This is a genomic window from Pseudomonas sp. UBA4617 (assembly GCF_002386445.1).
Classification (GTDB): domain Bacteria; phylum Pseudomonadota; class Gammaproteobacteria; order Pseudomonadales; family Pseudomonadaceae; genus Aquipseudomonas.
The window spans coordinates 179,348-203,678 of the sequence record NZ_DGIR01000026.1 but is presented as its reverse complement, the minus strand read 5'-3'; the positions used below and the strand labels follow the sequence as shown (position 1 = coordinate 203,678).

Annotated in this window: 18 protein-coding genes; 4 read left to right on the top strand and 14 right to left on the bottom strand. The window is 63.1% G+C overall.

The genetic code is table 11. The features are described from left to right. Nucleotides 1-13 precede the first annotated feature (13 nt). On the top strand, nt 14-1,474 hold the full coding sequence (selO, locus tag B4L76_RS12070) for a protein adenylyltransferase SelO (protein ID WP_296232738.1): 1,461 nt from the start codon (nt 14-16) through the stop codon (nt 1,472-1,474). A gap of 43 nt (nt 1,475-1,517) precedes the next feature. After that, entirely contained in the window at nt 1,518-1,952 is a 435-nt protein-coding gene (trxC, locus tag B4L76_RS12065) for a thioredoxin TrxC (protein ID WP_296232737.1), read from the top strand. Here trxC and B4L76_RS12060 read toward each other — a convergent pair. Continuing rightward, nucleotides 1,949-2,722 (bottom strand): ParA family protein, encoded by a 774-nt coding sequence (locus tag B4L76_RS12060; RefSeq protein WP_186672219.1) that lies wholly within the window; start codon nt 2,720-2,722, stop codon nt 1,949-1,951. The genes trxC and B4L76_RS12060 overlap by 4 nt on opposite strands. Nucleotides 2,723-2,811: 89 nt before the next feature. Beyond that, a complete protein-coding gene (locus tag B4L76_RS12055; RefSeq protein WP_296232735.1) occupies nt 2,812-3,705 on the bottom strand; it encodes a LysR family transcriptional regulator in 894 nt (297 codons plus the stop codon). Between the two features lie 165 nt (nt 3,706-3,870). On the opposite strand from B4L76_RS12055, the gene B4L76_RS12050 reads away from it, so the two are divergent. Further along, complete coding sequence (locus B4L76_RS12050) at nt 3,871-5,058, top strand: MFS transporter (RefSeq protein WP_296232819.1); 1,188 nt, start codon at nt 3,871-3,873, stop codon at nt 5,056-5,058. A 36-nt stretch (nt 5,059-5,094) separates the two neighbouring features. Here B4L76_RS12050 and B4L76_RS12045 read toward each other — a convergent pair whose 3' ends face one another. From B4L76_RS12045 to pilM, 11 genes are all read right to left on the bottom strand, one after another. Further along, a complete protein-coding gene (locus B4L76_RS12045; RefSeq protein WP_296232734.1) occupies nt 5,095-5,442 on the bottom strand; it encodes a NirD/YgiW/YdeI family stress tolerance protein in 348 nt (115 codons plus the stop codon). 116 nt (nt 5,443-5,558) lie between these two features. Further along, entirely contained in the window at nt 5,559-6,623 is a 1,065-nt protein-coding gene (gene hemE / locus B4L76_RS12040) for a uroporphyrinogen decarboxylase (protein WP_296232732.1), read from the bottom strand. A gap of 236 nt (nt 6,624-6,859) precedes the next feature. Then, nucleotides 6,860-8,278 carry an FAD-dependent oxidoreductase gene (locus B4L76_RS12035; RefSeq protein ID WP_013974599.1) on the bottom strand — a complete coding sequence of 473 codons (1,419 nt, stop codon included), beginning with the start codon at nt 8,276-8,278 and terminating at the stop codon, nt 6,860-6,862. A 106-nt stretch (nt 8,279-8,384) separates the two neighbouring features. Beyond that, entirely contained in the window at nt 8,385-12,830 is a 4,446-nt protein-coding gene (gene gltB / locus B4L76_RS12030; protein WP_296232729.1) for a glutamate synthase large subunit, read from the bottom strand. Between the two features lie 371 nt (nt 12,831-13,201). Then, on the bottom strand, nt 13,202-14,830 hold the full coding sequence (locus tag B4L76_RS12025; RefSeq protein WP_296232727.1) for an SPOR domain-containing protein: 1,629 nt from the start codon (nt 14,828-14,830) through the stop codon (nt 13,202-13,204). A 15-nt stretch (nt 14,831-14,845) separates the two neighbouring features. Continuing rightward, nucleotides 14,846-15,943 carry a 3-dehydroquinate synthase gene (gene aroB / locus B4L76_RS12020; protein ID WP_296232725.1) on the bottom strand — a complete coding sequence of 366 codons (1,098 nt, stop codon included), beginning with the start codon at nt 15,941-15,943 and terminating at the stop codon, nt 14,846-14,848. A 98-nt stretch (nt 15,944-16,041) separates the two neighbouring features. Further along, on the bottom strand, nt 16,042-16,560 hold the full coding sequence (gene aroK, locus B4L76_RS12015; protein WP_225779590.1) for a shikimate kinase AroK: 519 nt from the start codon (nt 16,558-16,560) through the stop codon (nt 16,042-16,044). Nucleotides 16,561-16,564: 4 nt separating this feature from the next. Beyond that, nucleotides 16,565-17,827 carry a type IV pilus secretin PilQ gene (locus B4L76_RS12010; RefSeq protein WP_296232723.1) on the bottom strand — a complete coding sequence of 421 codons (1,263 nt, stop codon included), beginning with the start codon at nt 17,825-17,827 and terminating at the stop codon, nt 16,565-16,567. Next, nucleotides 17,751-18,758, bottom strand: a complete 1,008-nt coding sequence (locus B4L76_RS12005; RefSeq protein WP_296232721.1) for a pilus assembly protein PilP — start codon at nt 18,756-18,758, stop codon at nt 17,751-17,753. The genes B4L76_RS12010 and B4L76_RS12005 overlap by 77 nt, the downstream gene beginning before the upstream one ends. After that, nucleotides 18,755-19,291, bottom strand: coding sequence for a PilN domain-containing protein (locus B4L76_RS12000; RefSeq protein WP_296232719.1), 537 nt, complete (start codon nt 19,289-19,291; stop codon nt 18,755-18,757). Before B4L76_RS12000 ends, B4L76_RS12005 begins: the two co-directional genes overlap by 4 nt. Beyond that, nucleotides 19,288-20,169, bottom strand: a complete 882-nt coding sequence (gene pilM, locus B4L76_RS11995; protein ID WP_296232818.1) for a type IV pilus biogenesis protein PilM — start codon at nt 20,167-20,169, stop codon at nt 19,288-19,290. Before pilM ends, B4L76_RS12000 begins: the two co-directional genes overlap by 4 nt. Before the next feature lie 188 nt (nt 20,170-20,357). On the opposite strand from pilM, the gene B4L76_RS11990 reads away from it, so the two are divergent. Continuing rightward, entirely contained in the window at nt 20,358-22,808 is a 2,451-nt protein-coding gene (locus B4L76_RS11990) for a penicillin-binding protein 1A (protein ID WP_296232717.1), read from the top strand. Nucleotides 22,809-22,906: 98 nt separating this feature from the next. On the opposite strand, the gene B4L76_RS11985 is transcribed toward B4L76_RS11990, so the two are convergent. After that, a complete protein-coding gene (locus B4L76_RS11985) occupies nt 22,907-24,175 on the bottom strand; it encodes a malic enzyme-like NAD(P)-binding protein (protein ID WP_296232715.1) in 1,269 nt (422 codons plus the stop codon). Between the last annotated feature and the right edge of the window lie 156 nt (nt 24,176-24,331).

Genomic DNA, 24,331 nt, shown 5'->3' with positions numbered 1-24,331 from the left:
CAGGAGCCGGCCTGTGAAAGCTCTCGACCAACTCACCTTCGACAACCGTTTCGCCCGCCTGGGCGATGCGTTCTCAACCCAGGTACTGCCCGAGCCCATTGCAGACCCACGCCTGGTGGTTGCAAGCGAGTCAGCCATGGCCCTGCTCGACCTCGACCCGGCCCAGGCCGAACTGCCACTGTTCGCCGAGCTGTTCAGCGGCCACAAGCTGTGGGACCAGGCCGACCCACGGGCGATGGTCTATTCCGGTCACCAGTTCGGCTCGTACAACCCACGGCTGGGTGATGGCCGCGGCCTGCTGCTGGCCGAAGTGCTCAATGACGCCGGCGAGCACTGGGACCTGCATCTCAAGGGCGCCGGCCAGACCCCTTACTCGCGCATGGGCGACGGCCGCGCCGTGCTGCGCTCGTCGATCCGCGAGTTCCTCGCCTCGGAAGCCCTGCACGCCTTGGGCATCGCCACCAGCCGAGCGCTGTGCGTCATTGGCTCCAGCACCCCGGTATGGCGTGAAACCCGTGAGAGCGCGGCCATGCTCACCCGTCTGGCCCCGAGCCATGTGCGTTTCGGCCATTTCGAATACTTCTACTACACCAAACAGCCCGAGCAGCAGCGCGTGCTGATTGACCATGTGCTGGAACAGCACTACCCCGAATGCCGTGACGCCGAGCAGCCCTACCTGGCCATGTTCCGCAGCATCGTCGAGCGCAACGCCGAACTGATTGCCCGTTGGCAGGCCTATGGCTTCTGCCACGGCGTGATGAACACCGACAACATGTCGATTCTCGGCATTACCTTCGACTTCGGCCCCTATGCGTTCCTGGACGACTTCGACGCCAACTTCATCTGCAACCACTCCGATGACCGTGGCCGCTACAGCTATGCCAACCAGGTACCGATCGCCCACTGGAACCTCAGTGCCCTGGCCCAGGCACTGACCACGGTGATCGAAGTAGACCCCCTGAAAGAGGCGCTGGGGCTGTTCCTGCCGCTTTACCAGGCCCATTACCTCGACCTGATGCGCCGCCGTCTGGGCTTGACCAGCGCCGAGGACGACGACATGGCGTTGGTCGAGCGCCTGTTGCAACGCATGCAGAGCGGTGGGGTGGACTACAACCTGTTCTTCCGTAAGCTGGGTGACAAGCCGGTAGCCGAAGCGCTGAGAGTGGTGCGCGACGACTTCATCGACCTGGCCGGTTTCGATGCCTGGGGGGCCGACTACCTGGCCCGTTGCGAGCGTGAAGCCGCTAATGCCGCCGGGCGTCGGGAGCGGATGCATGCGGTCAACCCGCTGTATGTGCTGCGCAACTACCTGGCGCAGAAAGCCATCGAAGCGGCGGAAGCGGGCGACTACAGTGAAGTGCGACGGTTGCACCAGGTGCTGAGCAAGCCGTTTGCAGAGCAAGCCGGGATGCAGGCCTACGCCGAACGGCCACCGGAGTGGGGCAAACACCTGGAAATCAGCTGTTCATCATGAATCCCGGCACCGCTTTGCAGCCCCAAAATCTCAAGGAAACGACATGTCCGAGCCACTGGTAATCCCCTGCCCCCACTGCAACGGCCTCAACCGCCTGCCCGCCGAGCGCCTGGGCGACAATCCGAAATGCGGCCGCTGCAAACAGGATGTGCTGCTCGACGCCCCGTTCGAGCTCACCGCAGCGAGCTACGCCAGCCAGATCAAGGGCGACCTGCCGCTGCTGGTCGACATCTGGGCCGACTGGTGCGGGCCGTGCAAATCCTTCGCCCCCACGTTTGAACAGGCCGCCCGCCAATTGACCGGCCGCTGCCGGCTGGCCAAGCTCGACAGCGAAGCCAACCGCAACCTGGCCGGGCAATTGGCTATCCGTTCGATCCCCAGCCTGCTGCTGTTCAGGAACGGCCGCGAGATCAGCCGCCAGGCCGGGGCGTTTCCACTCCAATCACTGCTGGAGTGGCTGCGCAGCCAAGGAGTTTAAGCGTTCTCTTCCAGCAGCGAATGCAATTCGACAAACTGCTGGGTCAGCTTGTGCCTTGGCTCCAGGTGAATCAGCGGCAGGCTGGCGTGGTGCGATTCACGCATCTTCACCGAGCTGCCCAGGTACACCGGTAGCACTGGCAAACCCTCCTCCAGCAGCTCATCAAGCATCTGCTGCGGCAGGCTGGCACGGGACTGGAACTGGTTGACCACGATGCCTTCGACCACCAGGTCTTCGTTGTGGTCTTCCTTGAGCTCTTCGATCTCGGCCAGCAGGCCATACAGGGCCTGGCGCGAAAAGCTGTCACAGTCGAAGGGAATCAGTACGCGATCGGCGGCGATCAGTGCGGAAACCGCATAGAAGTTCAAAGCCGGCGGGGTATCGATATAGATCCGCTCGTAGTCCTCGTCCAGTTCGTCGAGCAACTTGCGCAGCTTGTTGATCTTGTGCTTGGCCTCCAGCTTCGGCTGCAGGTCAGCCAGCTCGGCGGTGGCGGTGACCACGTGCAGGTTGTCAAAGGGGGTTTCGTAGATATCGACCTTGTTCTTCTTGCTGAACGGCCCGCTGGACAGGCTCTGCTTGAAGAAATCGGCGATGCCCATGGGGATGTCCTCGCCGGTGAGGCCGGTGAGGTACTGGGTCGAATTGGCCTGGGCATCCAGGTCGATCAGCAGGGTCCGGTAGCCTTCATTGGCACTGACCGCCGCCAGGTTGCAGGCGATGCTCGACTTGCCCACGCCACCTTTCTGATTGAACACCACGCGCCGCATGATTGACCTCCGTGTTTCAACGAATGCCCGAGTATGTGGCGGCGCCGCGGCAATGGCCAGTGCCATTTGCCGTTCACACCTGCAGGTCGTCAGTCATAGGACTGCCCGGTGACCAACTCGGCGAAAGCCTTGGCCATTGCCGACCTGCCGCGCTCACGCTGTACCAGCCACACCGCCGTCATCGCGCCGTCATCGAGCAAGGTGCGATATACCACGCCTTCGATGCGCATGCGCTGGAAGGATGCCGGCAGTACCGAAACCCCCAAGCCCGCCGACACCAGCCCGATGATGGTCATCGCTTCCCCCGCTTCCTGGGCAAAATGCGGGCTGAAGCCCGCCTGCCGCGCCAGGCTCAAGAGCTGCGCATGCAGGCCGCTGCCATAACTGCGCGGGAAGAACACGAACGGCTCATCGGCCAGTGCCGTCATGTACACGCCATGCTCGGAGCCTTCGGTCAGCGGGTGCGATGCGTTGATAACCGCTACCAGCGGCTCGCTGAACAGCTCTGTGGCGACCAGCCCCTCCGGCAGGGGCATCGGCCGCATCAACCCGACCTCGATGGATTCATCGAACACCCCCTCGGCGACATCGCGGCTGCTCATTTCCCTGAGGTTCAGGTGCACCGCCGGGAAGCGCTGGCGGAACGCATGGATGGCCTTGGGGATCTTCGAGGTGAAAGGGGCTGAAGAAGTGAAACCGATCTTCATTTCGCCAAGTTCGCCCAATTGCGCACGCCGGGCCACATCGGCGGCCTTTTCCACCTGCGCCAGCACCTGGCGGGCTTCGTCGAGGAACAATCGCCCCGCCTCGCTCAGCTCGACCCGCCGGTTGGTGCGCTCGAACAACCGCGCGCCCAGTTCCTGCTCCAGCGCCTGGATCTGCTGGCTCAGGGGCGGCTGCGAAATACCTAGCTGGAGGGCGGCGCGACCAAAGTGCAGCTCTTCGGCAACGGCGATGAAATAACGCAGATGGCGCAGTTCCATATCAGCTCCAAACAAGTCGCCAAACATCTTAAATAGGTCGAACAATATATTGGATCTAATCATTAGCCAGCTATATGCTTTTTTTCATTGCACCAGAGGTCACCACCCGTGAAAACTGCTGTAGCGCCCCTCCCCGCCGAGCCAGAACCCGCCTCCTTGAACGAAATGTGGATCGAAAAGGGCACGCCTGCTTTCATGAAAACCGTGCTGGCCTTGTTCAGCGGCGGCTTCGCCACCTTCGCGCTGCTGTATTGCGTGCAGCCGATGATGCCATTGCTGTCGAAGGAATTTGCCATCAACGCGGCGCAGAGCAGCCTGGTGCTGTCGGTATCGACGGCGATGCTGGCGTTCGGCCTGTTGATCACCGGCCCCATTTCCGACCGCATCGGTCGCAAGCAGGTGATGGTCTTTGCCCTGGCCTGTGCCGCCCTCTCCACTTTGGCCAGCGCGGTAATGCCAAGTTGGGAACTGGTCCTGGCCACCCGTGCCCTGGTCGGGCTGTCCCTGAGCGGCCTGGCGGCAGTGGCGATGACCTACCTGAGCGAGGAGATCCACCCGCAGCACATCGGCCTGGCCATGGGCTTGTACATTGGCGGCAATGCCATTGGCGGCATGAGCGGGCGCCTGATCACGGGGGTATTGATCGATTTCGTCAGTTGGCACACGGCGATGCTGTCCATCGGTGGCCTGGCCCTTGCAGCCGCGCTGGTGTTCTGGAAAGTGCTGCCCGAATCGCGCAACTTCCGCCCACAGGCGATGAACCCACGTAGCCTGCTGGACGGCTTTGTCATGCACTTCAAGGATGCCGGCCTGCCCTGGCTGTTTCTTGAAGCCTTCCTGCTGATGGGTGCCTTCGTCACCCTGTTCAACTACATCGGCTACCGCCTGCTGGCCGGCCCCTACCATATGAACCAGGCGCTGGTCGGCTTGCTGTCGGTGGTGTACCTGTCGGGCATCTACAGCTCGGCGCAGGTCGGCGCCCTGGCCGACAAGCTAGGCCGGCGCAAAGTGTTCTGGGCCAGTATCGTGGTGATGGCCAGCGGCTTGCTGATGACCTTGGCCAGCCCGCTGGTAATGGTGATCGCGGGGATGCTGGTGTTCACCTTCGGCTTCTTTGGCGCGCATTCGGTTGCCAGCAGCTGGATCGGGCGGCGGGCGCTGAAAGCCAAGGGGCAAGCTTCGTCGCTGTACCTGTTCAGCTATTACGCCGGGTCGAGCGTAGCGGGCACCGCGGGTGGGGTGTTCTGGCACCATTGGGGCTGGAATGGCATCGGGTTGTTCATAGGTAGCTTGCTGGCGGTAGCGTTGCTGGTGGCGCTTTACCTGAGCAAGCTACCGCCTAAATCGAGCTGAACCCCGGGGGCCGTCTTGCAGCCCCAGAATGTCGGATCAGTTGATGATCTCGACGATGTCCACATCCACTTCCCGGCTCATCAGGTGCTTCTCCACCTCACCGGTCAGCTTGACCTTGGTCTTTTCATTGAAGGACGTCTGCGGCAGGTCTTCGTCATCGATCTCGACGGTGATGGTGCCGGTATTGTCCTTGAACTCGTACTTGTCGTCGTTGTTGACCTTCTTGGTCACGAAGCCCTGCAACACCACCGGGGTGTCATCGGCCGCATCGTTGGCGGCGGCAACAGTGGTGACCGGTTGGGCGCCGGGGCCGGTGTAGCTGGCCGCCAGGGCTGCGGTGCTGAACAGCGGTGCGAAGATCAGGGCGAGGTAGCGGGTTTTCATGAGGATAAGGTCCTGTTCCAGTTTCGATGGGACCAGATTAGCGACGATCGCTGAATTGAAACTTAATGCAAGAAAAAGCCCGGCACATGGCCGGGCTGTGGCTTTCAGCGACCAGCTCACTGATGGTATTGCGCCGACAGCTCATGCACGGCGTTGATGAACACGCCAGCGTGCTCCGGGTCGACTTCCGGGGTGATGCCGTGGCCCAGGTTGAACACATGGCCTGTACCGTGACCGTAACTGGCCAGGATCCGCGCCACTTCATTGCGGATGGCTTCGGGTTTGGCGTACAGCACGGTCGGGTCCATGTTGCCCTGCAGCGCCACCTTGTCACCCACACGGCGGCGAGCGTCGCCAATCTCGCAGGTCCAGTCCAGGCCCAGCGCGTCGGCGCCCGCTTCAGCGATGCTTTCCAGCCACAGGCCGCCATTCTTGGTAAACAGGATCACCGGCACCTTCCGCCCTTCGTGCTCGCGGATCAGGCCGCTGACGATCTTGCGCATGTAGGCCAGGGAAAACTCCTGGTATGCCGCCGCCGACAGGTTGCCGCCCCAGGTGTCGAAAATCTGCACGGCTTGGGCGCCAGCAAGGATCTGGCCGTTGAGGTAGCTGGTAACCGACTGGGCCAGCTTGTGCAGCAGCAGGTGCAGGGCCTGCGGGTTGTCGTAGGCCATCGCTTTGGTCTTGCGGAAGTCCTTCGACGAGCCGCCCTCGACCATGTATGTGGCCAGGGTCCAAGGGCTGCCGGAGAAGCCGATCAGCGGCACGCGGCCATTGAGCTCGCGGCGGATGGTGCTGACCGCGTCCATCACGTAGCCAAGGTCTTTCTGCGGGTCGGGGATCGGCAGCGCTTCGATATCGGCCGGGGTGCTGATGACCTTCTTGAAACGCGGGCCTTCGCCGGTTTCGAAGTACAGGCCCAAACCCATGGCGTCGGGGATGGTGAGAATGTCCGAGAACAGGATCGCCGCATCCAGCGGGTAGCGGTCCAACGGCTGCAGAGTGACCTCGCAGGCGAACTGCGGGTTCATGCACAGGCTCATGAAGTCACCGGCCTTGGCGCGGCTGGCGCGGTACTCCGGCAGATAGCGGCCAGCCTGGCGCATCATCCACACTGGGGTAACGTCCACGGGTTGCTTGAGCAGTGCACGCAGGAAACGATCGTTCTTCAGGGCAGTCATGTCGGCATCCGGAAAAAAAGTGCGGGCATTTTCTCAGACGCCAGCACAAAAGGCACGGCCGGGGCCATGCGTTTTGTCTATTGGATGCCATGGATCAAGGAATTTTGTATACAAAAATGCCTTTGAGGCTGCTTTGCTGGTGATAGCGACACAACGCCGCAACTACAGGATATACGCGACCCCGGTAGCGGAGGCCTGGTGCCGCGAAAGGGCCGCAAAGCGGCCCCGACAATGGATCAGACTTCGAGGTAATCGAGGATACCCTCGGCAGCCGTACGCCCTTCGAAGATAGCCGTCACCACCAGGTCCGACCCGCGCACCATGTCGCCACCGGCAAACACTTTCGGGTTGCTGGTCTGGTGCTTGAACTTGCCCTTCTCCGGTGCCACCACTCGGCCCTGGCTGTCCAGCTGAATACCATGCTGCTCGAACCACGGCGCCGGGCTGGGGCGGAAGCCGAAGGCGATCACAACGGCATCGGCCGGCAGGATCTCTTCGGAACCCGGGATCGGCTCGGGGCTACGGCGACCACGGGCATCCGGCTCGCCGAGACGGGTCTCGACCACCTTCACGCCTTCAACCTTGTCCTCGCCGACAATGGCGATAGGCTGGCGGTTGTACAGGAACTTCACGCCCTCTTCCTTGGCGTTCTTCACCTCACGGCGCGAACCCGGCATGTTTGCCTCGTCACGGCGATAGGCACAGGTCACCGACTTGGCGCCCTGGCGGATCGAGGTGCGGTTGCAGTCCATCGCGGTGTCACCACCACCGAGTACCACCACCTTCTTGCCCTGCATGTCGACGAAATCTTCCGGCGACTTCTCGAAGCCCAGGTTGCGGTTCACGTTGGCGATCAGGAAGTCCAGCGCGTCGTGCACACCCGGCAGGTCTTCACCCGGGAAGCCACCCTTCATGTAGGTGTAGGTGCCCATGCCCATGAATACCGCGTCGTACTCGGCCAGCAGTTGTTCCATGGTCACGTCCTTGCCCACCTCGGTGTTCAGGCGGAACTCGATACCCATGCCGGTGAACACTTCACGGCGGTTGCTGAGCACGGTCTTTTCCAGCTTGAACTCCGGAATGCCAAAAGTCAGCAAGCCGCCGATTTCCGGGTTACGGTCGAATACCACCGGGGTCACGCCAGCGCGTACCAGCACGTCGGCACAGCCCAGGCCGGCCGGGCCAGCGCCAATGATGGCGACGCGCTTGCCGGTCGGTTTGACCTTGGACATGTCCGGGCGCCAGCCCATGGCGAAGGCGGTGTCGGTGATGTACTTCTCGACCGAGCCGATGGTCACCGCGCCGAAGCCGTCATTGAGGGTGCAGGCGCCCTCGCACAGGCGGTCCTGCGGGCATACACGGCCGCACACTTCCGGCAGGGTGTTGGTCTGATGCGACAGCTCGGCCGCCGCCAGGATATTGCCTTCGGAGACCAGCTTCAGCCAGTTGGGGATGAAGTTGTGGACCGGGCACTTCCATTCGCAATACGGGTTACCGCAGCCCAGGCAGCGGTGCGCCTGCTCCACGGACTGCTGCGGCTTGAACGGCTCGTAGATTTCCACGAACTCCTTCTTGCGCTGGCGCAGCAGCTTTTTCTTTGGGTCCTTGCGGCCCACTTCGATGAACTGGAAGTCGTTGTTCAGACGTTCAGCCATTTTTCAAAACCTCTTTACCGCAGTTGCCAGCCTCAGGCTGCAAGCTGCAAGACGATCACTTGAGCACGACAGGCCCCGCGCACGGGGCCGTCACTTGCAGCTGTTGTTACTGCGGGTTGGCACGGGTGCTGGACAGCAGATGCTTCAGGTTGGCCGCCTTTGGCTTGACCAGCCAGAAGCGCCGCACGTAGTCGTCCAGGTTCTCCGAGAGCTCACGCCCCCACTCGCTGCCGGTCTCCTCTACGTACTCGGCAAGGACCCGCGCCAGGTGGCTGCGATAGGCCTCCATCGCTTCACCACTGATCCGCTGGATTTCCACCAGTTCGTGGTTGAGCTTGTCGACGAAGGTATTGTCCATGTCGAGCACGTAGGCGAAGCCGCCAGTCATGCCAGAACCGAAGTTGTAACCGGTCTTGCCCAGGACGCAGACAAAGCCGCCGGTCATGTATTCACAGCAGTGATCGCCAGTACCCTCGACAACAGCGTGGGCGCCAGAGTTACGCACAGCGAAGCGCTCGCCCGCGGTACCGGCGGCGAACAGCTTGCCGCCAGTCGCTCCGTACAGGCAGGTGTTGCCGACGATGGCGCTGTGCTGGGTTTCGAACGGGCTGCCGGCTGGCGGCACGATGGTGACCTTGCCACCGGTCATGCCCTTGCCGACGTAGTCGTTGGCGTCGCCTTCCAGATGCAGGTTCAGGCCACCGGCGTTCCACACGCCAAAGCTCTGGCCCGCAGTGCCCTTGAAGCGGAAGGTGATCGGCGCCGCGGCCATGCCCTGGTTGCCGTGCAGGCGGGCGATTTCGCCCGATACACGCGCACCAATGGAGCGGTCGCAGTTGCAGATGTCGAGGCTGAACTCACCACCGGCCTGGTCGCGAATAGCCGGCATGGCCATTTCAACCATCTTCTCGGCCAGCTCGCCCTGGTCGAACGGCGGGTTCCTGTCGACTTCACAGAACTGCGGCTTGTCCGCCGGGATATGCGCGCTACCCAGCAGCGGCGACAGGTCGAGGTACTGCTGGCGCTCGGTGTCGCCTGGCAGTACATCGAGCAGGTCGGTACGCCCGATCAGCTCGCCCAGGCTGCGCACGCCCAGTTTGGCCAGCCATTCACGGGTTTCCTCGGCGACGAAGGTGAAGAAGTTGATCACCATGTCGACGGTGCCGATGTAGTGGTCCTTGCGCAGCTTGTCGTTCTGGGTGGCAACGCCGGTAGCGCAGTTGTTCAGGTGGCAGATGCGCAGGTACTTGCAGCCCAGGGCGATCATCGGTGCGGTACCGAAGCCGAAGCTCTCGGCGCCGAGAATGGCCGCCTTGATCACGTCCAGGCCGGTTTTCAGGCCGCCGTCGGTCTGTACCCGGACCTTGCCACGCAGGTCGTTGCCGCGCAGGGTCTGATGGGTTTCGGCCAGGCCCAGCTCCCACGGGGCGCCAGCGTACTTGATCGAGGTCAGCGGCGAAGCACCGGTACCACCGTCGTAGCCGGAGATGGTGATCAAGTCCGCATAGGCCTTGGCCACACCGGCGGCGATGGTGCCGACGCCTGCTTCAGCCACCAGCTTGACCGACACCAGGGCCTGCGGGTTGACCTGCTTGAGGTCATAGATCAGCTGGGCCAGGTCTTCGATCGAATAGATGTCATGGTGCGGTGGTGGCGAAATCAGGGTCACACCCGGCACCGCGTAGCGCAGCTTGGCGATCAGGCCGTTGACCTTGCCGCCTGGCAGCTGGCCACCCTCACCGGGCTTGGCACCCTGGGCGACCTTGATCTGCAGCACTTCGGCGTTGACCAGGTATTCCGGGGTCACGCCAAAGCGACCAGTGGCTACCTGCTTGATCTTCGAACTCTTGATAGTGCCATAGCGCGAAGGGTCTTCACCGCCCTCACCGGAGTTGGAGCGCGCACCCAGGCGGTTCATGGCCTCGGCCAACGCCTCATGCGCCTCTGGCGACAATGCGCCCAGCGAAATACCAGCGGAGTCGAAGCGCTTGAGGATGGCCTCCAGCGGCTCGATCTGCTCCAGCGGCAGCGGCTGCTCAGCCACCTTCACCTTCAGCAGGTCGCGGATCATCGATACCGGGCGCTGGTCGACCAGCGTGGTGTATTCCTTGAACTTGGCGTAGTCGCCCTGCTGCACGGCAGCCTGCAGGGTGTTGACCACGTCCGGGTTGTAGGCGTGGTATTCGCCTCCGTGGACGAACTTCAGCAGGCCGCCTTGCTGGATCGGCTTGCGCGCGCTCCAGGCCTCGGCAGCCAGCAGTTTCTGGTCGCTTTCAAGGTCTTCGAAACGCGCACCCTTGATGCGGCTGGACACGCCCTTGAAGCTCAGGCCAACCACTTCCTCGGACAGGCCGATGGCTTCGAACAGCTGTGCACCGCGGTACGAGGCGATGGTCGAGATACCCATCTTCGACAGGATCTTCAACAGGCCCTTGGAAATGCCCTTGCGGTAGTACTTGAAGACTTCATCCAGGTCACCCAGCACTTCGCCGGTGCGGATCAGGTCGGCCAGCACTTCGTAGGCCAGGTACGGGTACACGGCCGAGGCACCGAAGCCCAGCAGCACGGCGAAGTGGTGCGGGTCGCGGGCCGTGGCAGTCTCCACCAGGATGTTGCTGTCGCAACGCAGGCCCTGTTCAGTCAGGCGGTGATGCACCGCGCCAACGGCCAGCGAGGCATGCACCGGCAACTTGCCCGGGGCGATGTAGCGGTCGCTCAGCACCAGCTGGGTCTTGCCGCTGCGCACCGCTTCTTCAGCCTGGTCGGCGATGTTGCGGATGGCCGCTTCCAGGCCGACGCTCTCTTCATAGTTGAGGTCGATCAGCTGGCGGTCGAAGCCTTCGCGCTCCAGGTTCATCAGCGAGCGCCACTTGGCAGGCGAGATGACCGGCGAGCTGAGGATCACCCGCGAAGCGTGCTCCGGGGATTCCTGGAAGATGTTGCGTTCGGCGCCGAGGCAGATTTCCAGCGACATGACGATCGCTTCACGCAGCGGGTCGATCGGCGGGTTGGTCACCTGGGCGAACTGCTGGCGGAAGAAGTCGTACGGCGAGCGCACGCGCTGCGACAGCACGGCCATCGGCGTGTCGTCACCCATCGAGCCGACCGCTTCCTGGCCCTGCTCACCGAGCGGGCGTAGCACCTGGTCACGCTCTTCGAAGGTGACCTGGAACATCTTCATGTACTGCTTGAGCTGATCGGCGTCGTAGCTGGCCACACCCTGGTCGTCGGTCAGCGTGGCCTGGATGCGCGTGGCGTGCTGACGCAGCCAGCGCTTGTACGGGTGGCGCGACTTCAGGCGGTTGTCGATCGCATCGGTGTCGAGGATCTGACCGGTTTCGGTGTCGACGGCGAAGATCTGGCCAGGGCCGACACGGCCTTTGGCGATGACGTCCTCTGGCTTGTAGTCCCATACGCCGATTTCCGACGCCAGGGTGATGTAGCCGTTCTTGGTGGTCACCCAGCGCGCCGGGCGCAAGCCGTTGCGGTCGAGCAGGCACACCGCGTGGCGGCCCTCGGTCATGACGATACCGGCCGGGCCGTCCCACGGTTCCATGTGCATGGAGTTGTATTCGTAGAAGGCGCGCAGGTCGGCGTCCATGGTCTCGACGTTCTGCCAGGCTGGCGGCACCAGCATGCGCACGCCACGGAACAGGTCGATACCACCGGTAACCATCAGCTCGAGCATGTTGTCCATGCTAGAGGAGTCGGAACCGACGCGGTTGACCAGCGGGCCAAGCTCCTCGAGGTCGGGGATCAGGTCGTTGGCGAACTTGGTGCGACGGGCCATGGCCCAGTTGCGGTTGCCAGTGATGGTGTTGATCTCGCCGTTGTGAGCGAGGAAGCGGAATGGCTGTGCCAGCGGCCATTTCGGCAAGGTGTTGGTGGAGAAGCGCTGGTGGAACACGCAGATCGCGGTTTGCAGGCGCTCGTCACCCAGGTCCGGATAGAACGCCGCCAGATCGCGCGGCATCATCAGGCCTTTGTAGATGATGGTCTTGTGCGAGAAGCTGCAGATGTAGTGGTCGGCGTCATGGGCGTTGGCCACGGACGAACGGCGACGGGCACTGAACAGCTTGATGGCAAATTCCTGGTCGCTCAGGCCTTCGCCGCCGATGAACACCTGCTCGATCTGTGGCAGGCGCTCCAGGGCCAGGCGGCCGAGCACGCTGGTGTCGATCGGCACCTTGCGCCAGCCGACCAGCTTGAGGCCGGCTGCGAGGATTTCGCGGTCCATGTTGGCACGGGCGGCTTCGGCTTTGACCGGGTCCTGGTTGAAGAACACCATGCCGACAGCGTACTGCCTGGGCAGCTCGACGGCGAAATGTTCCTGGGCCACGGCGCGCAGGAACTGATCGGGCTTCTGCATCAGCAGACCGCAACCGTCCCCGGTCTTGCCGTCGGCGTTGATACCGCCGCGGTGGGTCATGCAAGTCAGTGCCTGCATGGCGGTTTGCAGAAGGTGGTGGCTCGGTTCACCCGTCATGTGGGCGATCAGGCCAAAACCACAGTTGTCCTTGAATTCTTCGGGATGGTACAGACCTGTTTTCATAGACACATTCTCACCAGGTTCACCTCTCAACGGAGGTAAATCTCTTTTTTAACAACCACTTACCATCCACGCCGATCAAACGCCAGCTTTTTGCGGTGGCCATGGAAAACCATTGTTGCACAGCGACAGCGATGCTCACAAATTTTCATGTCTCACCATTGAAAATTCATGTCGCAATTTTGAATGTTTTACGCCATGCGCCGTGATAGCGGCTTGGCTCGAGTCTGAAGCGTTTCAGCCATGACTGCAAGTGAGGCTTTTGGCCGGCAGCCTGGGACAGAAAAGCCTGCCGCGCTCAGGCGCAGCAGGCTAGTCGAAGTTCTGTAATCGCTTAGCAACTGGGCAGCGGGGTGTTGCCGCCCGGAAGGTAATCAGCGAGCCGTGGCAAGCTCTTGTTGAACGCTGCCGACGGTACGTGGCCAAGGTTTACCAGCCTGGACCTTCGCTGGCAAGTTCTTGATTGCCGCAACCGCCGCGTCACGGTTGGCAAAGTTGCCGTAAGTGACGACGTATAGCGGTTTGCCCTGGAGGTTTTTCTTGAAGTAGCGATAGTCGCCACCCTGGGCCTTGACGAAGGCCTGGGCCGACGCTTCGGAGCTGGTACCAAGGATCTGCACCACGTAGTTGCCCGGCTTCTGCCCGGCGTACCAGCCACCGTTGCCATTGCCACCCACAGCTGGCTTCTCGGCAGGCTTGGCAGCTGGCTTGGCCACGGCAACCTGGGTCGGCGCCGGGGCTGGCTTGGCTGGCGCAACCGGCTTGGCAGGCTGGGTTGCGACAGGCTTAGGCTCAGGCGCAACCGGCTGTGGCTGTACCGGCTGGGCCGGCGCAATAGCGACAGGCTGGGCAGGTACTGGCGCCGGGCCCGCCTGCGCACCCTGCGGTGGCGCGATGGTGGTCACGGTAGGCGGCGGGTTGCCAGGCTGCAGCGCGGTATCACCGGCCGGGCTGCCCTCTTCGCCCTCGCCCATGCCGGCAGCCTGGGCCAGCGGCTCGCGCATCACCGGCTGCGACTGGCCAACCAGTGGTAGCGGCATCGGCTGGGACGAACCCGAGAACTCGATGGCCGGGTTGCCACCGTTGCCCTGGCCTTCACCCAGCGGCAGCTGTGCCTGGGCGACGGGCGCTTCGGCGGGCGCCTTGTCGCCTTTCCTGGGCATCAATACCGCGGCCGCTACGGCGACCACGACCACAGCGGACAACGCGAGCACGTGTTTTTTAGGCATCTTGAACCCCATGGATGGTCGCTTGGCCGTCGAGCGGCTGGCGATCATGGCTTCGATCAAAGTGTCACGGGCGACCTGGTTGATGTTGCCAGGCCAACCGTCAGAGTTTTCATGGATATCGACGATCTGTTCGCGGGTGAACACCTCGATGCCCCGGCCAGCCCCTTCCAGGCGCTGCTCAAGGTACTCGCGGGTTTCTTCTTCACTGTAGGGGGCGAGCTCGATGATGTGGAAGCGTTCTTCCTCGATATTCAGCTCATCCAGCCCGGCAATCAGCGAAGGTTCACCGAACAGGAACACATGCGGGCGCCCCTCCGGTACGCCTGCGGCCAATTCCAGCAACGCTTGGAGTGCCGACTCGTCGAGTTGTTCCGCATCGTCCACCAGCAAATACACTTCCTGGCCGGTCAGTGCCAACTGCACCACCTTGGCCAGGATTGCCGGCACTTCCGGCTGCGCCACATCCAGGCTCTGTGCGACCTGGCCAAGGACACTGGCCGCGTCGCTGGCACCGCGGGCAGACACCACGACGCTCTGCACTGCCTGCTTGTTGGTGCTGGCCACCAGGGCTTGGCGCAGCAGGGTCTTGCCGCTGCCCAGCGGACCGCTGACCACAAGCATCAATTGGCTGTAACGCGCCAGGTGATGCAACTGGCCGAGCACGGGCTTGCGCTGGGCCGGGAAGAACTTGAAACCGGGCACGCGGGGTGCGAACGGATCGTGGCTCAACTGGTAATGGTCGAGAAAGGCCTCATCGGCATGCAAACTGGTCATTGCGCTGTCACAACCTCAAAGCTGGGCCACGATCGCGCGGTAATCCGCCGACAACGTGGCCTGTAGTATCTCTTTCGGATAGTCGTCGGTAACTACGGCCTCGCCCATCTGGCGCAGCAGCACCAGACGCAGACGGCCGTCGAGCACCTTCTTGTCGACCGCCATGTGCTCCATGAAATGCGCCGGGGTCATTTCCTGTGGTGGCACCACCGGCAAACCTGCGTCCTGCAACAGGCGGATTCCGCGATCGCGCTCGGCCTGGTTGATCCAGCCAAGGCGCATGGACATTTCCAGGGCCATCACCGTGCCAGCCGCAACGGCTTCGCCGTGCAGCCACACGCCGTAGCCCATGTGGGTCTCGATGGCATGCCCGAAGGTATGCCCCAGGTTCAACGTGGCCCGTACGCCTGACTCGCGTTCGTCAGCACCTACCACTGCGGCTTTGGCTGCGCAGGAACGGCGGATGGCTTCGGTCAGCGCCGTCGGGTCGAGGGCACGCAGCGCCTGCATATTGTCTTCGAGCCAGGCGAGGAAGGGCTTGTCGCAGATCAGGCCATACTTGATCACTTCCGCCAGCCCTGCGGACAGTTCACGTGCCGGCAGGGTCTTGAGGCTGGTGGTATCGATCAGCACTGCATTGGGCTGATAGAAGGCACCGACCATGTTCTTGCCCAGCGGGTGATTGATGCCGGTCTTGCCGCCTACCGATGAATCGACCTGAGACAACAGGGTGGTCGGGACCTGGATGAAGTCGACACCGCGCTGGTAGCAGGCCGCGGCGAACCCGGCCATGTCACCGATCACGCCGCCACCCAGGGCGACCACGGTGGTACGGCGATCGTGTCGCGCCGTCAGCAGGCCATCGAAGATAAGTTGCAGGGTTTCCCAGTTCTTGTGGGCTTCGCCATCGGGCAACACCACCGGCAGTACCGAATAGGCACCCAGGGTCTTGCTCAGGCGTTGGAGATACAGGGGCGCGACGGTTTCGTTGGAAACGATGGCAACCTGCCGCCCGGCAATATGCGGGGCCAGCAACTCGGGCTGGTCCAGCAGGCCTTCGCCAATGTAGATCGGGTAGCTACGCTCGCCCAGGTCGACCTTAAGTGTCTGCATGTATCCCCACAATGTACTTGAGCGCGGCGCCTTCGCGACGGCGCCACGCGGTAACGTTCAAGCTCGCCTCGGCGCTGGTGGCCGAGAATAGTCCCGGGCTACCGGGGCGGCAACTGCTGCAAGCGTTCGAGAATGTCGATCACCACCATGCGCGGTGGCCGCTCGTCGGTTTCCACCACCAGGTCGGCGATTTCGCGGTAAAGCGGGTCGCGGGTCTCCAGCAGGGCACGCAAGGTTGCCTCGGGATTGGCCGTGCGCAGCAGGGGGCGATTGCGGTCGCGCGCGGTACGGCCAACCTGTTGTTCCACCGAGGCATGCAGGTAGATCACCCGCCCCCCCCGGCGCAACGCCTGACGATTGGCTTCGCGCATCACCGCACCGCCGCCGGTTGCCAGAACCACGCCGTCGAGTGCGCACAGCTCGGCGATCATCGCCTGTTCGCGGTCACGAAAACCCGGCTCGCCTTCCTTGTCGAAAATCCACGGGATGTTGGCGCCGCAGCGCAGTTCGATTTCCTTGTCGGAATCCTTGAACAGCAGGCGCAGCTCTTTGGCCAATAGGCGTCCGATGGTGCTTTTACCAGCACCCATGGGTCCCACAAGTATCAAATTTCGCACAGAATCAACGACTCACAGCAATCGCCTGGTCACTCATGATACGCGGAGTCAGGAAGACCAGCAGCTCGGATTTTTTCTCTTGTAATGCATCGCGTCGAAACAGCCGCCCAACATACGGCAGATCGCCGAAAAATGGCACCTTGTCGACCACATTGTTTTGCGAAGTCGAATACACGCCGCCGATCACGATGGTTTCGCCATCCATCACGCGCACCTTGGCATTGACCTCGTTCTTGCGAATCGGCGGCACATTGTTCAGTGCGTTGACGTAATCCGGCTCGTCCTTGGTCACCCTGACGGTCATGATCACCTTGTTGTCCGGGGTGATCTGCGGGGTCACCTCCAGCGACAACGAGGCTTCGCGAAACGCGACCGAGGTGGCGCCGCTCTGGCTGGTTTCCTGATAAGGCACCTCGGTGCCCTTGAGGATCCTGGCGGTCTCCTTGTCGGCCGTGACCACCTTGGGCTGCGAGATGATCTCCCCATTGCCACTCTTTTCCATGGCGCTGAGTTCGAGGTCGAGCAGCACACCCCCGCGCAGCAGGCCGAGGCCGATGCTGCTGCCGGCACGCTCCAGCCCGAGGTCGACGAACAGGTCTTTGCCCGGTTGCGGGCCCTCCAGGTAAAGCGGCCCGCCCCAGCGCACGCCGAGGCTCTTCTCGTAATCAACGTTGGCCTCGACGATACGTGCCTCGATCACTACCTGACGTACCGGTACATCCAGCTGCGCCACCAGTTGCCGCAATTCGCCAAGGCGCTCGGCCGGCTGATGCACCACCAGCGTGTTGGTGCGCTCATCGACACTCAGGCTGCCGCGCCCAATGCCGTCATCAGCCAGGCTCGCCAACAGCAACTCCGCCAGCTCGGCGGCCTTGGCATGGTGGATGGGCAGCAGCTCCCGGCGCAACGGCTGCAGTTGCGCCTCCAGCGCCTGCTCCACGCGGGTATCGAGCGATTGCGTGGCAAGCTCGGACGCAGGCGCCACCAGCAATACATTGCCTTCCTGGCGTCGGGCCAACCCCCTGCTACGCAGCACCAGATCAAGCGCCTGGTCCCAAGGCACGTCCTGCAGGCGCAAGGTGACATTGCCCTGCACGGCATCGCTGGCCACCAGGTTGACGCCGGCATAATCTGCCAGCACCTGCAACACCGCGCGGACCTCCACATCCTGGAAGTTCAGCGACAGCGGCTCACCCTGGTATGGCGTGGCCGACGCCAGCGGGATCGACAGCAGGGCTGCCAGCCCCAACTTCTTCACTCGTTTCATTCTGTTCCGGGGCCTCCTTGCCCAGGCGCTTTGCGAGGGTGAGGAAGGCCGTGCGCTCGTGCCAGCCCCCCGCCATGAACAGCCTTTCGCGCACCTCGACCTGACGCGGGTCGATCTGCGTCACTACGCCCTGGTCACGCCCCACCCGGTCACCCAGGCGCACACGGTAGAGCCTGCCAGCCACCCTCAGCAGCGCTTCGTGAGTGGCGCCGCGCGACAGACTGCCGACCATTTCCAACTGGGCCAGCGGCACGCTGGCCAGCCCGTCGCTCGGCAGCCGCGACGCCCCTGGGGCGAACGGGTCGATCGCAGGCACTGGTGTAGCAGCCCTGGCCGGCATCCGCGCCAGCACGGCGGGTGCTGACGTGGGCACCAGTGCCTGATAGGTATCAACCCGCAACTGAAGGCGCAGCAGGCCATCGGCTGCCACCAGCCGCAGGTAATCGCCGCGCAGCACTCGCGCCTGCCCCAGCCAGTCGCCCAGCCATTGGCGCAAGGCCGTGTAACGCCCCACAAGCTGCAGCTCCAGAGGTACCCGACGAAAGCCGGCCTGTTGTTCGCCTTCCAGCACGACGACCTGCTCGATGAGCAGACCGTGGGCCTGCCCCAGTGCCGCCAGGCGGTCGAGCAGATCACTCATGCCCTCGCCAGCCGCCAGCTGCCACTGAGCCTCCTTCAAACGTTGCTCGGCAAGCGCCACGGACGTCCGCAGTTGCTCCAGCTCGTAAACCCGCGCGGCGCTGGCGGCGTGTTGCTCGGTCAACCCGACGTGCCGGGCTGCCTCGTGCGCCTGCTGCTGCAACGGCGCCGGCAGGCGGATCATGCACCCCAGGCCAAAGAGCGCCACGGCCAGCAGAACTGGCGCCAGTTGCCTGAAACGGTTGGTACGGCCGACCGCAGTCAGCCAGGCCAGCAGCTTCGCTGCATTCATGACCAGAACGCCGAAACACGCGCACTCAGCAGAAACTCATCGCCGCCCGGCAGGCTTCTCATGCGCTTGAGTTCCAGGTCGAGCAATGCACTTGAGCGCTCCAGGTCGCGCATGAACTGCGCGACCACGGCACCCGACGTGGCCAGCCCCGTTACCTGCAGGCGGCCGCTTTCAAGGCTGAGATCGAGCAACTGAATGCCTTGTGGCAACGCAGCCTCAAGGTCCGCGAACACGTCGGCGAGTACATCCTGGTTGGCGCGCAAGCTTTCCAGTGACATCGCGCGGGCGAGCAGGGTTTCATGCCGCTCCCGCACATCGGCCAGCGGCTGCAGCTGTTCATTCAACAGGCCAATGGCTGCCTCGCGCTGGCTATTGGCAAGGGCCAGGTGCTCGCCGCGCTGGCGGGCCAGCTGGTCGACCAGCGTCACCGCGCAAAGGGCCAACAGTGCGCCAGCGACCAGCTGTCGGCGAAAACGGCGGAGTGCGGCCTGGCGCTGCCGTTCGCGCCAGGGCAGCAGGTTCAGCCGCATCATGGCTGCAACCCGCCAAGCGCCAGGCCGCATGCCAGGATCATCGAGCCATCGACGTGCTCAAGCCCAGCCAGGCCGGGCAGATGCCGACAAGGCATGTGCAGCCGGGCGCTCAGGCTTTGCAGCCAGCCCGGGTCGATCGGGGTACTACTGACAAGCCACAGGCCCGCGGGCCGGGGCCCATCGGCAAACAGCGCGTGCAGGCACTCGGGCAACCGTTCTTTCATACCCGCTCCAGCCACTTGCAGGTCCCGGCGCTGGTGCAGCCGCCCCGGCTGCCAGTCATAAAGCGTCGCGCCGTGCGCTTCGATACGCAGCAGCGCTGCTGTCTTGGCCTCGCTACCTGGCAACAGGCGGCACAAGGCGATGCTGTCGATTTCCACGGCCTCCAACTGCAACCCCGCCTCGTCGACGATGGCTTCGAGGGGCGTCATCGCACTCTGCCGACATGCAGCCACCATTACCTCGACGCAACCTGGCTGAACGCCGGAGCCTCCGATGACCTGGAAATCCAGGGCAAGGTCTTCCAACGGAAAAGGAAACAGCCGCTCTGCGTCAGCCAGCAACTGCGCCTCCATTTCCGCCTCATCCTGGCCCGCTGGAAGCTGGCACAGCTTGCAAATCACCAGGTTGGCCGGCAGCGCCAGCGCGACTCGGCGTTGCCCCAGGCCGCTGCGGCGCCAGGCGCGCCGCAAGGCGGCCACCACTGCCACGGGCTCTGCCAGCCAATCGTTGCCAATTGGCGGCTCGAACGGTTCCTGCGCCGAGGCATGCACCCGGTAGCGCCGGCCACGCCGCTGCAGTTGCACGACACGAACAGTATCAGGGGCTATTTCCACCCCCACGAGTGAACCCGCATTCTTGCCGAAGCGTCCTAGCATCATGGCTTCCTTGTCGTAGCCGCAGCTATCTGTAGCAACCCCGCAAAGACCGGGCCGCGCCGTCGCCTCGAGGCGACGGGCAGCCTGACCGGTAACCCGGAGAGGCTAAAAAATGCTTATAATGCCCAGCGTTTTTTGGTCCGCCGGACCCGCGTGCAATCCACTCCCAACCTGGACACCGAAAAGCCTTGATACGCTTGCTGAAGTTCTTCTGGTGGTCTTCCGTCGCAGTCATCTGCGCGCTCGTACTCGGTGTGAGCGGTGCGTTTCTGTATCTTAGCCCCAGCCTGCCCTCGGTCGATTCGCTTAGAAGCATCCAGTTGCAGATCCCCCTGCGGGTGTACAGCAGCGACGGCAAGCTGATTGCCGAGTTCGGCGAAATGCGCCGCTCGCCGATCCGCTTCGCGGAAATCCCCCCACAATTCATCCAGGCGCTTCTGTCAGCCGAGGACGACAATTTCCTCAATCACTACGGTGTCGACCCCAGCAGCCTGATGCGCGCCGCGACCCAGTTGGTAAAAACCGGGCATATCCAGACCGGCGGCAGCACCATCACCATGCAGGTGGCGAAGAACTTCTTCCTCACCAGCGAACGCAGTTTCTCGCGCAAGACCAACGAGATCCTGCTGGCCCTGCAGATCGAACGTGAGCTGACCAAGGACGAGATCCTCGAGCTCTACGTGAACAAGATCTACCTGGGCAACCGCGCCTACGGTATCGATGCCGCCGCGCAGGTGTACTACGGCAAGTCGATTCGCGATGTGAGCCTGGCGCAGATGGCGATGATTGCCGGGCTGCCCAAGGCCCCGTCGCGCTTCAACCCGCTGGCCAACCCGGTGCGCGCCAAGGAGCGCCGCGACTGGATCCTCGGCCGCATGTACAAGCTGGGCAAGATCGACGAAGCCAGCTACCAGGCCGCCCTGGCCGAGCCGTTGAATGCCAGCTATCACGTGCCCGCACCGGAAGTGAACGCACCCTATATCGCGGAAATGGCCCGCGCCGAAATGGTCGGTCGTTACGGCAGCGAGGCCTATACCGAAGGCTTCCGCGTCACCACCACGGTGCCCAGTGACATGCAGGAAATGGCCAACAAGGCCATCCTCAACGGTCTTTCCGAGTATGACGAGCGCCACGGCTACCGCGGGCCGGAAGCACGCTTCCCGGGCCGCACCCAGGCGGCCTGGCTGCAGGAACTGGGCAAGCAGCGCACGTTAGGGGGTCTGGAGCCGGCCATTGTCACCCAGGTCGAAAAGACTGGCGTCAAGGTGCTGACCCGTAGCGGCCAGGAAGAACTGGTGGCCTGGGACACCATGAAATGGGCCCGCCCCTTCATCAACAGCAATGCTCAGGGCCGCTCGCCGCAGTCACCGGCAGATGTAGCCCAGGTCGGCGACCTGGTACGTGTCCAGCGCCTGGAGGATGGCAAGCTCAAATTCAGCCAGGTACCTGGGGCCCAGAGTGCGCTGGTCACCCTCGACCCTTACAGCGGTGCCATCCGCGCGCTGGTTGGCGGCTTCTCGTTCGAGCAGAGCAACTACAACCGCGCCATGCAGGCCAAGCGCCAGCCGGGCTCCAGCTTCAAACCGTTCATCTACAGTGCCGCCCTGGATAGCGGTTATACCGCTTCCAGCCTGGTCAACGATGCTCCGATCGTGTTCGTTGACGAGTACCTGGACAAGGTCTGGCGACCGAAGAACGACACCAACACCTTCCTTGGCCCTATCCGCATGCGCGAGGCCCTTTACAAGTCACGTAACCTGGTGTCGATCCGCCTGCTGCAAGCCATGGGCGTGGACCGCACCATCGACTACATTGCCAAGTTCGGCTTCAACAAACAGGACCTGCCGCGCAACCTGTCGCTGGCCCTGGGCACCGCTACGCTGACCCCGATGGAAATTGCCACCGGCTGGAGCACCTTTGCCAACGGCGGCTACAAGGTTACCCCGTACCTGATCGAGCGCATCGAGAGCCGCAGCGGCGAGACCCTGTTCACCGCCAACCCGGCGCGGGTACCGCAAGGCGCCGAGGACCACGCCGGCCTGGCGGCGCCTGAACAGCCGATCAGTACCGCAGCCATGCCGGGTGAAGCGCCCGCCTTCAGCCAGGTGGCAGCTGCACCGCAGGCGCCAGCCGTGGCCGAACAGATCATCGACGGGCGTACCACCTACATCCTCACCAGCATGCTGCAGGATGTGATCAAGCGCGGCACCGGTCGCCGGGCGCTGGCGCTGGGCCGTACCGACCTGGCCGGCAAGACCGGTACCACCAACGAGTCCAAGGACGCCTGGTTCTCCGGCTACAACGCCGACTACGTGACCACCGTGTGGGTCGGCTTCGACCAGCCCGAAACCCTTGGTCGTCGCGAATACGGCGGCACGGCGGCACTCCCGATCTGGATGAGCTTCATGGGGGCGGCACTCAAGGACAAGCCTGAACATCCGCCCGCAGAGCCGGAGGGCATCCTCAGCCTGCGCGTCGATCCGGTCAGCGGTCGGGCTGCCTCGCCAAGCACGCCGAATGCCTACTTCGAGCTGTTCAAGGCCGAGGATTCGCCGCCTTCGGTGGACGAACTGGGCACCGGAGCGGCGCCGGGCAGCCCGCTGCCAGCGGATGAAGCGGCACCAATGGATCTGTTCTGAAGCAGCCCCCCCCTGCAGGACCGCACTCATCGGGACAGCGGCAAACAAAAAGCCCCGGCTCATGCGAGCCGGGGCTTTCTTGTTTCGCTCAGCTGCAATCAGCCGTTGAACACGTCATCCACGCTCTTCAGCGGGTAGTGCTTCGGATACGGCAGGGTAGCGACGCCGGATTCGATGGCGGCCTTGGCCACAGCGTCGGAAACGACGGTGATCAGGCGGGCGTCCAGCGGCTTCGGAATGATGTACTCACGACCGAACTCCAGGCCTTCGACGCCATAGGCTTCGCAGACTTCCTTCGGCACTGGCAGCTTGGCCAGGTCCTTCAGGGCGATAGCGGCAGCGATCTTCATTTCTTCGTTGATGCGCTTGGCGCGCACGTCCAGGGCACCGCGGAAGATGAACGGGAAGCCCAGTACGTTGTTGACCTGGTTCGGGTAGTCGGAACGGCCAGTAGCCATGATCACGTCGCTGCGGGTGGCGTGCGCCAGCTCCGGCGAGATTTCCGGGTCCGGGTTCGAGCAGGCGAACACGATCGGGTTGGCAGCCATCGACTTCAGACCTTCGGCGCTCAGCAAGTTCGGGCCCGACAGGCCTACGAACACGTCGGCACCGTTGAGGGCGTCAGCCAGGGTGCGCTTGTCGGTCGCGTGGGCGAACTGCGCCTTGTACTGGTTGAGGTCGTCGCGGCCCGCGTGGATCACGCCGCTGCGGTCGATCATGTAGATGTTCTCGACCTTGGCGCCCATGCTCACCAGCAGCTTCATGCAGGAGATGGCAGCAGCACCAGCACCCAGGCAGACGATCTTGGCGTCTTCCAGTTTCTTGCCGGCGATTTCCAGGGCGTTGATCATGCCGGCCGCGGTGACGATGGCGGTACCGTGCTGGTCATCGTGGAACACCGGGATGTCGCATTGCTCAATCAGGGTGCGCTCGATTTCGAAGCACTCAGGGGCCTTGATGTCTTCAAGGTTGATACCACCGAAGGTGATCGAAATACGGCGAACGGTGTCGATGAATGCCTGTGGGCTTTCCGACTCCACTTCGATGTCGAACACGTCGATACCGGCGAAACGCTTGAACAGTACGCCTTTACCTTCCATGACCGGCTTGGAGGCCAGCGGGCCGAGGTCGCCCAGACCGAGGATGGCAGTGCCATCGGAAATCACCGCAACCAGGTTGCCCTTGCCGGTGTATTTGTAAGCCAGCTCCGGATCACGGCCGATTTCGCGCACGGGCTCTGCAACGCCTGGGCTGTAGGCCAGGGCGAGGTCACGTGCGGTGGCAGTGGGCTTGGAAAGTTCGACGCTCAGTTTCCCCGGACGAGGTTGGGCGTGATAATCGAGAGCGGCGGTTTTCAGGTCTGACATGGTGGGCATTCCGCTGTTTACTGTTCTGACGGACCGCCGAGGATACGCAAAGAGCCGGGTAGCCACAAGACTGGCCGGTCACTTGTGTCAAGGCCTTTAGCCTACGACTTTACGCTATAACCCACGGGGCATACGGTCCACAGTGTGTACAATCCA